General features: G+C 33.9%; 12 protein-coding genes, 1 pseudogene and 1 other annotated feature (1 of these 14 running past the window's edge). Of the genes and pseudogenes, 10 read left to right on the top strand and 3 right to left on the bottom strand.

Annotation, left to right across the window (positions count from 1 at the left end):
- The first annotated feature begins 498 nt into the window (after positions 1 to 498).
- Positions 499 to 1,761 carry an enterotoxin EntFM gene (entFM, locus tag ACVWY7_RS07950; RefSeq protein ID WP_000755548.1) on the top strand — a complete coding sequence of 421 codons (1,263 nt, stop codon included), beginning with the start codon at positions 499 to 501 and terminating at the stop codon, positions 1,759 to 1,761.
- 98 nt (positions 1,762 to 1,859) lie between these two features.
- Here the strand turns inward: entFM and ACVWY7_RS07945 are convergent, their stop codons facing one another.
- Positions 1,860 to 2,624, bottom strand: a complete 765-nt coding sequence (locus ACVWY7_RS07945; protein WP_001194300.1) for an alpha/beta fold hydrolase — start codon at positions 2,622 to 2,624, stop codon at positions 1,860 to 1,862.
- Between the two features lie 240 nt (positions 2,625 to 2,864).
- Here ACVWY7_RS07945 and ACVWY7_RS07940 point away from each other — a divergent pair, with 240 nt between their 5' ends.
- The 3 genes from ACVWY7_RS07940 to hitS all read left to right on the top strand — a co-directional run bounded on the left by ACVWY7_RS07940 (position 2,865) and on the right by hitS (position 6,461).
- Complete coding sequence (locus ACVWY7_RS07940; protein WP_000453764.1) at positions 2,865 to 4,625, top strand: ABC transporter ATP-binding protein; 1,761 nt, start codon at positions 2,865 to 2,867, stop codon at positions 4,623 to 4,625.
- Between the two features lie 88 nt (positions 4,626 to 4,713).
- Positions 4,714 to 5,391, top strand: a complete 678-nt coding sequence (gene hitR / locus ACVWY7_RS07935; protein WP_001995448.1) for an envelope stress response regulator transcription factor HitR — start codon at positions 4,714 to 4,716, stop codon at positions 5,389 to 5,391.
- Positions 5,388 to 6,461, top strand: coding sequence for an envelope stress sensor histidine kinase HitS (gene hitS / locus ACVWY7_RS07930; RefSeq protein ID WP_001231494.1), 1,074 nt, complete (start codon positions 5,388 to 5,390; stop codon positions 6,459 to 6,461). Before hitR ends, hitS begins: the two co-directional genes overlap by 4 nt.
- Positions 6,462 to 6,485: 24 nt before the next feature.
- Here the strand turns inward: hitS and ACVWY7_RS07925 are convergent.
- Positions 6,486 to 7,073, bottom strand: a pseudogene (locus ACVWY7_RS07925) (DUF3139 domain-containing protein).
- Between the two features lie 195 nt (positions 7,074 to 7,268).
- Between ACVWY7_RS07925 and ACVWY7_RS07920 the strand changes: the two are divergent.
- The 5 genes from ACVWY7_RS07920 to ACVWY7_RS07900 all read left to right on the top strand — a co-directional run bounded on the left by ACVWY7_RS07920 (position 7,269) and on the right by ACVWY7_RS07900 (position 11,169).
- A complete protein-coding gene (locus ACVWY7_RS07920) occupies positions 7,269 to 7,988 on the top strand; it encodes a 3-ketoacyl-ACP reductase (RefSeq protein WP_000818985.1) in 720 nt (239 codons plus the stop codon).
- Positions 7,989 to 8,135: 147 nt separating this feature from the next.
- Entirely contained in the window at positions 8,136 to 8,807 is a 672-nt protein-coding gene (locus tag ACVWY7_RS07915; RefSeq protein ID WP_000063117.1) for an O-methyltransferase, read from the top strand.
- Positions 8,808 to 8,941: 134 nt separating this feature from the next.
- Complete coding sequence (locus tag ACVWY7_RS07910) at positions 8,942 to 9,814, top strand: aminoglycoside 6-adenylyltransferase (RefSeq protein ID WP_001258494.1); 873 nt, start codon at positions 8,942 to 8,944, stop codon at positions 9,812 to 9,814.
- Positions 9,815 to 9,931: 117 nt separating this feature from the next.
- Positions 9,932 to 10,759, top strand: a complete 828-nt coding sequence (locus ACVWY7_RS07905; RefSeq protein ID WP_000291190.1) for a peptidoglycan-N-acetylglucosamine deacetylase — start codon at positions 9,932 to 9,934, stop codon at positions 10,757 to 10,759.
- Between the two features lie 68 nt (positions 10,760 to 10,827).
- Entirely contained in the window at positions 10,828 to 11,169 is a 342-nt protein-coding gene (locus ACVWY7_RS07900; RefSeq protein ID WP_000638558.1) for an SdpI family protein, read from the top strand.
- Between the two features lie 47 nt (positions 11,170 to 11,216).
- On the opposite strand, the gene ACVWY7_RS07895 is transcribed toward ACVWY7_RS07900, so the two are convergent.
- Positions 11,217 to 11,825 (bottom strand): NUDIX hydrolase, encoded by a 609-nt coding sequence (locus ACVWY7_RS07895; protein ID WP_000141372.1) that lies wholly within the window; start codon positions 11,823 to 11,825, stop codon positions 11,217 to 11,219.
- An 82-nt stretch (positions 11,826 to 11,907) separates the two neighbouring features.
- On the opposite strand from ACVWY7_RS07895, the gene ACVWY7_RS07890 reads away from it, so the two are divergent.
- Positions 11,908 to 12,546: a pyridoxamine 5'-phosphate oxidase family protein gene (locus tag ACVWY7_RS07890; RefSeq protein WP_000510750.1), complete on the top strand. Its 639-nt coding sequence runs from the start codon at positions 11,908 to 11,910 to the stop codon at positions 12,544 to 12,546.
- Positions 12,547 to 12,777: 231 nt separating this feature from the next.
- Positions 12,778 to 12,780 (top strand) — a binding site (T-box leader); it runs 229 nt beyond the window's last position.

The raw sequence follows: 12,780 nt of genomic DNA, 5'->3' as shown, positions 1-12,780 counted from the left end.
TTTCGCCAAATTAGAACACGATTTTTGAAGTTAAATCTTACAAAACGTCAAATCTTTTAAAAATGATAAATAGTATCGAAAATAGTTTTCTAAAAATATTATACTATTGATAAAAAAGGTGTTTTTTGTCATGATAAGAGTATGCTTCATGGGAGGAACTATACTAAGCAATACATTCTTTGCATTGTGTTAGATGAATAGAATTTTTCAAAGTGGATAGAAAAATATTTACTAAGATAATGAATGGTATGTCGAATTTTCAATGAAATACATAAGAAATATGAAAAAAGCATTGCAAAAACAGTAAGTTTAATGGTAAAGTTCACATGAAGTTCACACGGATTTCACTTCATTCATTTAAAATGAACTCTGTGTGAAAAATAAAACTCTTGCTAAAAAATGGAACTTAATGAATATTTTACTTTGATAATATTGTAAAGTATTAAGTTTATAAGTTTTTTTAAAGAGGATAGTAGGGAAAGGAAGTAAAGACAACTTATGAAAAAAGTAATTGCAGGTTTAGCAGCAGCTTCTGTAGTAGGTGTTGCAGTTCCAGGTATGGATTCTGCTCAAGCACAAGTTTCAAACGAAGCGCTAAAAGAAATTAATGGACAAACTCAAACTCAAACGACTGTAACTGAAACAAAAACTGTAGAAACAAAATCTGACTTAAAATACACAGTAACTGCTGATGTATTAAATGTTCGTTCAGGTGCTGGTACAGGACATAGCGTTATTTCTAAAGTAAAACAAGGTCAAGTACTACAAGTAATTGGACAAGAAAACGGTTGGTTCAAAGTAACTGTAAACGGTCAAACTGGTTATGTAAGTGGTGACTTCGTAACAACTGGTGGTAAAACAGGAACTACTGTTCAACAAGGAACTGGTACTTACACAGTAAACGTTTCTTCACTTAACGTACGTACAGGTCCAAGTACATCTCATACAGTATTAGGCTCTGTAAATAAAGGTAAAACAGTACAAGTTGTTAGTGAAGTACAAGATTGGTTTAAAATCAACTTCAATGGTGGAACTGGATATGTAAGCAAAGACTTCGTAACAAAAGGTGGTTCTGCTGTATCTAACCAAACACAACAACCAACTACAAACAACAATACTACAACAGTTCAAACTGGTGGTTCTTATGTTGTTAACACTGGTGCTCTAAAAGTACGTACAGGCCCAGCTACATACAACGCTGTAATCGGTGGTGTAACAAACGGTACAGTATTAAACGTTACTGGCGCTGAAAATGGTTGGTACAAAATTAACCATAACGGCCGCACAGGTTACGTAAGTGCAGACTTCGTTAAGTTTGTAAAAGGCGGAGTAAACAACGTTACGAATAACGTTCAACAACCAGTTAAAGACGTACAAAAACCAACAACAGGTGGAAATACATCTTCAATCGCTGGATTCGCTAGATCTTTAAATGGTTCACCATACAGAACTGCTGGTACAACACCTGCTGGTTTTGACTGCAGTGGATTCATTCACTACGTATTAAATCAAACTGGTCATAAAGGCGCTCGTCAAACAGTTGCTGGATACTGGAGCTCTAAAACAAAAACTAGCAATCCACAACCAGGTGATTTAGTATACTTCCAAAACACTTATAAATCAGGTCCTTCTCACATGGGTGTTTACTTAGGAAACGGTCAATTCATTAGTGCAGAAACTGATGCAACTGGCGTACGTATTAGTTCAGTAAGCAACTCTTACTGGAGCAAGCACCTTTTAGGTTACACAAAAGCATACTAAGAAAAAGTAGTTTATATACTTTTCGAATAGAGAAAAGGCTTTCCAGGGAAACTTGGGAAGCCTTTTTATAGTTGAATAAATTGGGAGTATAGTAGTTTTTACTTTAACTTCCCGTTTAAAAATCGATCGTATAAGTCATGGAAATAGTTAGGGCGAAATAAATTTGCTGCATGTCCTGCTAACGGTATTTCTTTATATAAAACGTTAGGAAGAATGGACTTTAAATCAAAAAGACAAGATTTATAGAGATGATCATGTTCACCCATTACCCATAGTATAGGGTGGGGAAGTGATTTTAATTTAGATTTTAAATCGAATTCTAACCGATGTCGTAATGATTGGGCAATAATTGATGAATGTAATTGCAATCCGAAACGATAATAAATATTTCTTGAAATGACTGCGAATGGATTTGCTTTTAGTATGCCACTTGGAAAAATGGTATTTGCGTATTGAGAGAGCCATTTAGAGTAATCCTCTCCTCGTTTCTCCCAAAATTTTTGAAATACGCTATATAAAAGAGAAGGATTATTATAATGTCCACCAATATGACAAATGCTTAATACTTTTTCTGGGTGCATTTGTGCAAAAATGGTAGAGATATAACAGCCGTAGCTTAAAGCGCAAATATGAGCTTTTTGAATGCCTTCTTTTTCGTATAAATTCAATAATTGATCAACGAGGCGCTGTAATGAAAATTCGATAGCTTCACCTTTATCATCGCCGTGACCTAATAAATCATACGTAATAATGTTGTAGGAGGTTGAAAATCGTTTATGCTCTTTTTTGAAGGCACGACGATTACCAACTAATCCATGAATAAAAATGATTGTTTCCTTTTCGGAATGTATATTTGTTTGCAAAAAGGATACTCCTTTCAATAACTGGAGATTTATATAGTATTTTAAATTAGTTATTTATAATTCACATAGAATAATATTAAGTACCAGGTAATAATATCAGATGTTTATATCTGTTGTAAAGATGAGTTTTTATGTATATTTTGTAAAAATACAAAATGTGTGTTTACATTCAGTTTACATTTGTATTGTATTCTATTTTTAGAAAGAACAGTTTTGTTTAACACGAGGAGATGAACATGAATGGAAGTTAGAGATGAAATAAAGAAAAAGGGGAATTGGAGGCAGTTTTTACGCCTTATTCAAGATACAAAACCTCCGAAAGGGATTCTTGTTTTTGCGTTATTAATGAGTTTGCTTTCTACGGGAGCAAGTTTATTTATTCCGATGTTAACAAAAGGGTTAGTAGATAATTTTTCGCTTTCCTCAATTAGTACAGGACAAATTGTTGGATTAGTTGCATTCTTTATTATGCAAACTATAGCTGCAGGATTGTCTATATATTTATTAAATTATATAGGACAGAAGATTGTAGCTGGACTGAGAGAACGTTTGTGGAAAAAGGTACTTATATTGCCAGTATCTTATTATGATCAAAATAGAACAGGCGATACAATTAGCCGCATGACAAATGATACAGGTGTTGTGAAGACATTAATTTCTGAGCATTTGTCAAACTTACTAACAGGTGGTATTTCAATCGTCGGATCATTAATTGTATTATTTGTTTTAGATTGGAAAATGACACTTTTACTTTTAACGGTTATTCCATTATCAGTACTGATTTTAGTTCCACTAGGCAGAAAAATGTATAAGATTTCAAAAGCGCTTCAAGATGAAACAGCTTCTTTTACAAGTGTGCTAACACAAGTATTATCAGAAATTCGTTTAGTGAAATCTTCAAACACAGAAAAAAGAGAATATGAAACTGGAAATAAAGGTATTGAGAAGTTATTGCAATTTGGTTTGAAAGAGGGAAAAGTGCAAGCATTAATTTCACCAGTTATGTCGTTTGTTTTAATGGCATTACTTGTTATTATCGTAGGATATGGTGGAATGCGAGTTTCTAGCGGTGCATTAACAACTGGAGAACTTGTAGCGTTTATTTTATATTTAGTTCAAATTATAATGCCGATGAGTCAATTATCTATGTTCTTTACACAATTCCAAAAGGCGATTGGTGCAACGGAAAGAATTTATACCATTTTAGAATATGAAGTAGAAGATCATGAAACTGGTGTGAACGTCACAAATGCTAAGCAGCCAATCGTTCTTGAAAATGTATATTTCGAGTATAACGAAGAAGAGCAAGTGTTAAAGAATATTGATTTCACAATTGAATCAGGTAAAGTAACAGCGATTGTAGGACCGAGTGGTAGCGGGAAAACGACGTTATTTTCATTATTAGAACGTTTTTATGAGCCGACAACTGGTGCAATCAAATTAGGAGAAGAACCTATTACAGCTTATTCACTACCGTCATGGCGACGTCAAATCGGTTACGTATCACAAGATAGTCCGTTAATCGATGGAACGATTCGTGATAATATTTGTTACGGTGTTGAGGGTGAAGTAACAGATGAAGAAATTGAAAAAGTAGCAGCGATGGCATATGTTGATGCATTTATTCATGACTTACCAAACGGATATGCAACAGAAGTGGGAGAACGGGGTGTAAAACTTTCTGGAGGACAAAGGCAGCGAATTGCGATTGCACGAGCTCTACTTCGAAACCCACAAATTCTTATGTTAGATGAGGCAACTTCAAGTTTAGATAGTAAGTCCGAGTCCGTCGTTCAAAAGGCATTAAATAACTTAATGAAAGGCAGAACAACGTTAGTTATTGCACATAGACTTTCTACTGTTGTAGATGCAGATAAAATTATCTTTATAGAAAAAGGGAATCTTACAGGAAGTGGTACACATGATGAATTATTACGCACACATGACATGTATCGTGAATTTGCAACGCAACAATTGAAAATTAAAGAGGCGGCATTATAAAATGAATAATCAGTGGGGATTGTACTCCACTGATTATTCATTTTTAAAAGTTTTGTTAAGGATGCTAATTAGGAAGGAAATGGTTTCTTTGATACCTAACATTTTAATAGTAGACGATGATCCGCATATTAGAGAACTCGTTTCTGTATTTTTAGAGCGTGAAGGTTTTCAAACATATGAGGCAATTGATGGTCTAGATGCACTTCAAAAAATAAATGAAGTGAAAGTTGATATGGTTATTCTTGATATCATGATGCCGAATATGGATGGATTTGATGTATGTTTTGAATTAAGAAAATACTATGATATTCCGATTTTGATGTTAACTGCTAAAGGGGAAACGTCTCAAAAAGTAAAAGGATTTCATCTTGGTACGGATGATTATCTTGTAAAACCATTTGATCCGATAGAACTAGTAGTGAGGGTTAAGGCGTTATTGAAACGTTACCAAATTACAGTGTCGCAATCAATTCAAGTTGGAACTGTACTGTTAAATCGTAAAACATTTGAAGTTACAATTGGAGAACAAACGGTTACGTTACCGTTAAAAGAATTCGAATTGCTCTTTACTTTAGGCTCTAAAGCGGGGAGAACTTGTTCGAGAGAGCAATTAATTGAAGATGTATGGGGATATGATTTTGAAGGGAATGAACGCACACTAGACGTTCATATAAATCGGTTACGTGAGAAGTTTCAAGAAGAGAAGTCGAAATTTAGTATTAAAACAATAAGGGGTTTAGGATATCGCTTAGAGGTAAGTAAATGAGAAAGAGAGAACGAATGAGTAAATTCAAGATGCTGAAAGTAACGGGAGCGATAATAGCACTCTTTTCTTTTCTTACTATTATTTGGTCTACAGCATTTTATGTATCATCTAGTATATTGGATGCCCTTGCAATACATTTATCTTCTTTTGTTATTTACCTCATTAGTGACATACTCAGTTTTATATTTATGATTCTTCTTTGGATATTAATTGCAGTATTAATGAGACCGAAGCGAGAGGCGATGATTTGGACTATTATTGAACCGATACAAAAAATTGCAAAAGGGGACTTCTCGGTAAAAATACGAAATGAAGAGAAATATGATGGGGAAATTGGTGTGCTCGTAAAAAGTATAAACGATATGACAGATGAACTGAATGCGATGGAGAAAATGCGCCAGGAATTTGTTTCGAATGTTTCTCATGAAATACAGTCACCATTAACTTCTATAAAAGGGTTTGCTAGAGCACTACAAGATACTAATCTTCCTGAGGAAAAAAGAGAGCATTATCTTACCATTATTGAAACAGAAACGACGAGATTATCTAAACTAAGTCAAAATTTAATGAAACTCACCCTATTAGAGTCGGAAGAATATACACCAGAAAGAGTAACTTATCGATTAGATCAACAGTTAAAACAAATTGTATTAAATAGTGAACCGCTTTGGGCTGAGAAAGAAATTGAATTAGACCTTGATTTAGAAAAAGTGCATATAACTGCTGACCAAGAAAGTATGAGTCAAGTTTGGATTAATTTAATTCATAATAGTATTAAATTTACTCCAAGTAGCGGTACGATTTCAATCAAGCTAAAAGAATATGAGACATTAGTGGAAGTGCGTATTCGCGATTCGGGAATTGGTATATCCGAAGAACAGAAGCAACATATTTTTGAGCGTTTTTATAAAGCGGACTCTTCACGAAATCGTGCTTATGGAGGAAGTGGTTTAGGTTTAGCGATTGTGAAAAAAGTACTCGATCTTCATCAGGGGGAAATAAAAGTTGAGAGTGAGGAAGGGAATGGGACGGAATTTATTGTTTGTATTCCAAATCATGAAGAGAAATAGTGTTAGGAGGGAATCCTTCTAACACTATTTCTCTTTAAAAATACATTTCCCATTACTGCAGCTATACTGATAAGCTTTTCCTTCGTTATTCATACGGTATGAATAATCAGATTCTTTATCTTTTTTAAAGTCAACGTATGCTTCTGCACCGTTTTTATCATCATCTATATCAATGAAATGAACGTGTCGTATAGAATAATCCCTTTTTTCACTTAAACCTCTTTCTTGTAAGTTTGTATGAATCCCTTGTATTAGTTAATCGAACAGTGACCAATTTAAATTAAGATGCTCAAATGATTCAGTATGTCTTCCTAAAATGCCATTGTCTTGTATTATTTTTTTATTATTATCGTATGTATAAGAGTATGTAAAATAAGGTTCGTCTTTATATACGACTTCTGCATAATAGCCGATATTATAAAGGGGAGTATATTTTCCGGCTATACTTTGTATTTCTTTTTGCTTATATCCTTTTATAGTATGGAGATATTCGTTAGTATCTTTTTCTATTACTTTATAATGTAATGGATTACCAAATATAAAGTACATAGCCAAAAATATGCTAAATAGTCCGACTGCAGATAGTAACAAGTACCATTTTTTTCTTTTCATACACAAACACTCTCCTATGTGGAATTTATTTCTATTTTACATGAATTATGGAAAAACATGAGAGTTATAAATAAAAAATTTCTATAGTTACCTACAAGTAACCTACGCACATGAAAGTGCATCATTGCCTTTTTACATAAACATAGATACAATTTTAATATAATACATAACTGAGATGATTAAGGAGTGTTATACTTGGCAGAATTATTACAAGGCAAAAATGCTTTAATTACAGGAGCAGGTAGAGGGATTGGTCGCGCTGTAGCGATCGCATTAGCGAAAGAGGGCGTAAATGTAGGTCTTTTAGCTCGCTCAGAAGAAAACTTAAAAGCTGTAGCGAAAGAAGTAGAAGCAGAAGGCGTAAAAGCTGTTATTGCAACTGCTGATGTTTCTTCATACGAAGAAGTGACTACTGCGATTGAGACATTAAAAAACGGTTTAGGATCTATCGATATTTTAATTAATAACGCTGGTATTTCTAAGTTCGGTAAGTTTTTAGAATTAGACGTTGCTGATTGGGAAAAAATCATTCAAGTAAACTTAATGGGTGTATACTATGCAACTCGTGCAGCTTTACCAAGCATGATTGAACAACAATCTGGTGATATCATTAACATTTCATCTACAGCAGGACAAAAAGGTGCACCTGTAACAAGTGCATATAGTGCTTCTAAATTTGGTGTTCTTGGCTTAACAGAATCGTTAGCGATGGAAGTTCGTAAACATAACATTCGCGTAACTGCTTTAACTCCAAGTACAGTAGCAACTGACATGGCTGTAGATTTAGGATTAACTGATGGAAATCCTGATAAAGTAATGCAAGCAGAAGATATTGCAGAGTTTATCGTAGCGCAGCTGAAATTAAATAAACGTACATTTATTAAATCAGCTGGACTTTGGTCTACTAATCCGTAAGGGATACATGTATAAACAAACGAAGGGATATCTATTTTGTAATGAAGTAGATGTCCCTTTTTATTTTTTGTATATGAGACAGAATTTTCGGTATAATCGAAAGTGAATAGTTGAAATGCATTGGAAAATTGAAGGGATGGTATTTTCATGAGTATGGTTGAGAAATGGACGGCCGTTGATCAATATGTGAGTGACATATTAATACCGAAAGATTCTACATTAGAAGAAGTACTTCAAACTAATGCTACAGCTAATTTACCAGCACATGATGTATCGCCAACGCAAGGGATGTTTTTACAACTATTAGTACAAATTCAAGGGGCTCGTAACATTTTAGAAATTGGTACTCTAGGTGGGTATAGCACGATATGGCTTGCAAGAGGATTGTCATCTGAAGGACGAGTTGTTACATTGGAAGCGAGTGAAAAACATGCAGAAATTGCACGTAATAATATTGAGCGTGCTAATTTGACTGATAAAATTGAAATACGATTAGGATTTGCTTTAGATTCTTTAAAGCAAATCGAAAATGAGAAGTATGAACCCTTTGATTTTATTTTTATAGACGCTGATAAACAAAATAACCCCGCTTATTTTGAATGGGCACTGAAACTATCACGTCCGGGGACTGTAATTATTGGAGATAACGTAGTACGTGAAGGAGAAGTTATTGACAATACGAGTAATGACCCTCGCGTACAAGGGATACGTCGTTTCTATGAATTAATAGCTACAGAGCCACGTGTAAGTGCTACTGCGCTTCAAACGGTGGGTAGTAAAGGGTACGATGGATTTATAATGGCGGTCGTAAAAGAATAACGAAAGGAGATAAATAGAATGAAAAAGATGTTTGAAAAATTATAACATGTATCGTGTATAACGAGATTAGCTCGTGGACCTCCAGTTATACATAGCACTATATTATATATTAAAAAATTGGAGGCTATAAGTAGATGAGAACAGAAAAAGAAATGATAGACTTAATTATGAATACAGCAAAAGAGGATGAAAGAATCCGAGCAGTTATTATGAACGGATCACGTGTAAATCCGAATGTGAAAAAAGATTGTTTTCAAGACTTTGATATTATTTACGCTGTAAAAGATATACGATCTTTTACGTCTAATCATAATTGGATTTATAGATTTGGAGAAATAATGATTGTACAAATGCCGGAAGAAATGTCATTAATTCCAGCAGATGAAGACGGGAAGTTTCCGTATTTAATGCAGTTCATGGATGGAAATCGGATTGATTTAACACTAGTCCCAGTTGAATTAATAAATAATTTCGTTAGACAAGATAGTTTAAGTAAATTACTTCTTGATAAAGATAATTGTATGGAAGGATTTCCGCCAGCAAGCGATAAGGATTACTTAATAAAAAAGCCTACAGAAAAAGAGTTTTTGGATTGCTGTAATGAATTTTGGTGGTGTAGTACGAATGTGGCAAAAGGGTTATGGCGAGAGGAACTTTCTTATGTGAAAGGGATGCTTGATGGCCCAGTGCGAGATATGTTAATTGTAATGCTAGAATGGCATATTGGTATGAAAACAGATTTTATAGTTAATGCAGGGAAGTTTGGAAAGCATTTCGAGAAATATATTGAAAAAGATATGTGGGTGCAATTTAAGAGGACATTTTCTAATGCAGAATATGAAAACATATGGGAATCATTCTTTGTCATGGGTAATTTATTTAGGGAAGTGGCGAACGAAATTGCTAACGCTTATGGATATCCGTACCCGCAAGGTGATGATGACAGAGTGACAAGTTATTTAAAACATGTGAAAGCTTTACCGAAAGATAGTACATCAATTTATTAATAATAGTCAGCAGTAAGACTGTCCAAATGACGGACAGTCTTATTTTTGTTTATGAATAACAATTTCTCTAACAAAGTGCAGATGAATCACATATGAAACTTTAGGGAGGTTTTTATTATGTATTATTTTTATTCACCAGAAGGGTTTGCTCCATATCAATGGGGGCTAGAACGAGATGTTTCGTATGCCTATATGCCATATAACTTATTTTATTACGGAGATTATATAAGAACATTACCATACACATATATCCCTCAAAGCTATGAAGTACAAATGAAAGCAGATGAACGTGGATCGTGGACACCATTTTCTTGGGTCGAAAAATATGCGTACGCATTTTCAGGACCGTACAATAAAGCGGAAGTCGCACTTACATTTGATGACGGGCCGGATTTAGAATTTACGCCAAAAATATTAGATAAGTTAAAACAACATAATGTAAAAGCTACTTTTTTCTTACTTGGTGAAAACGCAGAAAAGTTTCCGAATGTCGTAAAGCGTATTGCGAATGAAGGGCATGTAATTGGCAATCATACGTATAGTCATCCAAATTTAGCGAAAGTAAATGATGCTGAGTACCGTAATCAAATTATAAAAACAGAAGAAATATTAAATCGTTTAGCTGGGTATGCACCGAAATTTATTCGCCCACCGTATGGTGAAATACTTGAAGATCAATTGAAGTGGGCAACTGAGCAAAATTTTATGATTGTACAGTGGAGTGTTGACACGGTTGATTGGAAAGGTGTAAGTGCTGATACAATTACAAATAACGTGTTAGGGAACTCATTTCCTGGTAGTGTCATACTTCAGCATTCAACTCCAGGTGGGCATTTGCAAGGGTCCGTAGAGGCGCTAGACAAAATTATTCCGCAGTTAAAAACGAAAGGGGCGCGCTTTGTAACACTTCCAAGTATGTTCCAGACATCAAAAGAAAGAAAATGAATGTGTTATAAATTGGGGAAAACAGGATTATGTCGTATAATGAAGGTGTAGGTTAGGAGGGGATATAATTGATATATGCACTAATAAACATAGGAATGAGTATTTTAATAGGTATTATATTTATATTTGCGGCAATTATCCTTCAAAAAAATCCACCGACAGATATTAATGCGGCATATGGTTATCGTACGAAACGATCTATGAAAAATAAAAAATTATGGGATGCAGGTAATAGGTATAGTGCAGACGTGATGAAGCAAAACGGATTCATCATGATGTTCATTGGAAGTGTTATTAGTATACTGTTTAGATATCCACATACAATGATAGCGATTATGATAGTTATGCTGTTATTAATCGTTCGTTTATTTATACAAGTAGAGAGTAGATTGAAAATACTTGAACAATAATGAAAAAATAGGACTCCACGCAATATTATGTGGGAGTCCTATTTTATTTACAAACTATTATTTTTTATTAACTCTTTTCCTTTTTCTATAACAAATTCATAGTATGCAATATCATATGGATAAATATCTTCAAATGTTATCGTTATCGGCTTATTGTTTAAAACAGAAATAGCTGTAAAAGATGAAATCTCTCTTTTTAATAGTTGTAGAAAAGAAGTTGTATGTACTTTCATCACATCGTCTACTTCTTCACCTGGTGCGAATGGAAGTGAATCGATGACATTGTGAAAATACATATGGCAAAATTCGCGATCCGTAAGATTTGAAATTTCATAATCTATTGTAAAGATTCCTTTGTATGCTAAATCAGTCGTTTGAAAGGAAAGGCCTAATTCTTCTTCAATTTCACGAAGACCGCCAATTTGTACATCTTCATCATGCATTATATGTCCAGCTGAAGTAATATCCCATATAAGTGGAGCTTCTTTCTTATTTTTAGAGCGTAATTGAAAATATAAAAACATATCTTCAGCATCTTTTTCTACAAACCAACAATGAAATGTTTCGTGCCAATCACCGTCACGATGCACTTCATCACGTAATTTCTTCCCAAGTGTATTTCTTTCAGAATCAAATATCGTTAACCACTCTGTCATTTTAATTCCCCTTTCTGCAAACTTTATTATACAATATTTATATTGAATTTTGGGAAAATAAAGAAAAAAGGGGTCGGTATTAGTGGGAATAGAGAGTAAGGAAATAAAATCGATTATTTCAACTGAGGTAGAATTACGGAAAATATTAGGGGAACCAAGTGAGCGAGCTTTGAAAAAGGTTATTTCATCATTAGACCACCATTGCGTGGATTTTCTGTCTAAATCTCCTTTTCTAGTACTATCTACTGCAAATAAATTAGGAGAGTGTGACGCTTCGCCGAGAGGAGATGCACCTGGATTTGTATTCGTATTTAATAATAATAAAATTATCATTCCAGAAAGACCAGGCAATCGTCGTATAGACTCCATTTTGAATATTATTTCCAATCCACGTGTAGGATTAATCTTTTTTATCCCAGGCCTTGGGGAGACACTCAGAATAAATGGCCGAGCGTATATAACAAACGACGAAGAAATTTTGCAAGAAATGCAGGTAAATGGACGCAATCCGTTACTTGGAATTGTGGTTGAGGTAGAGGAATGCTATATCCATTGTGCAAAAGCTTTTATTCGTTCAAAAATGTGGGATCCAGAATCTTGGTTAAATAAAAAAGAGTTACCTTCAGCAGCAAAAATGTTGCTGGAGCATGCAAAAGTGAATGCTTCAGAAGAAGATGTTGCACGTTCTTTAGAAGAAAGTTATACGAAAAGATTGTATTAACAAAATTATATTAATATATTTTTTGGTGAGTATCTATGTGTTTTAAAATGGGATATTTATATATAAACTGTTAATTTATAAGTAGAGAAAATTACAAGTAGGTAAATCGATCTGTAGATGAATAACGCTATTGTAAAATATAATAAAAGAAGTTTTTGAAAATAGTTAGTAAAAATAGGCTTGCTTTTTAAAAAGTTGATAACTATAATAAATTAACAAATAGACATGAACGAA

Source organism: Bacillus sp. TE9106W, assembly GCF_054062215.1.
Note: the sequence above shows the minus strand (reverse complement) of the source record. Positions and strands in the feature narration are given on the sequence as shown.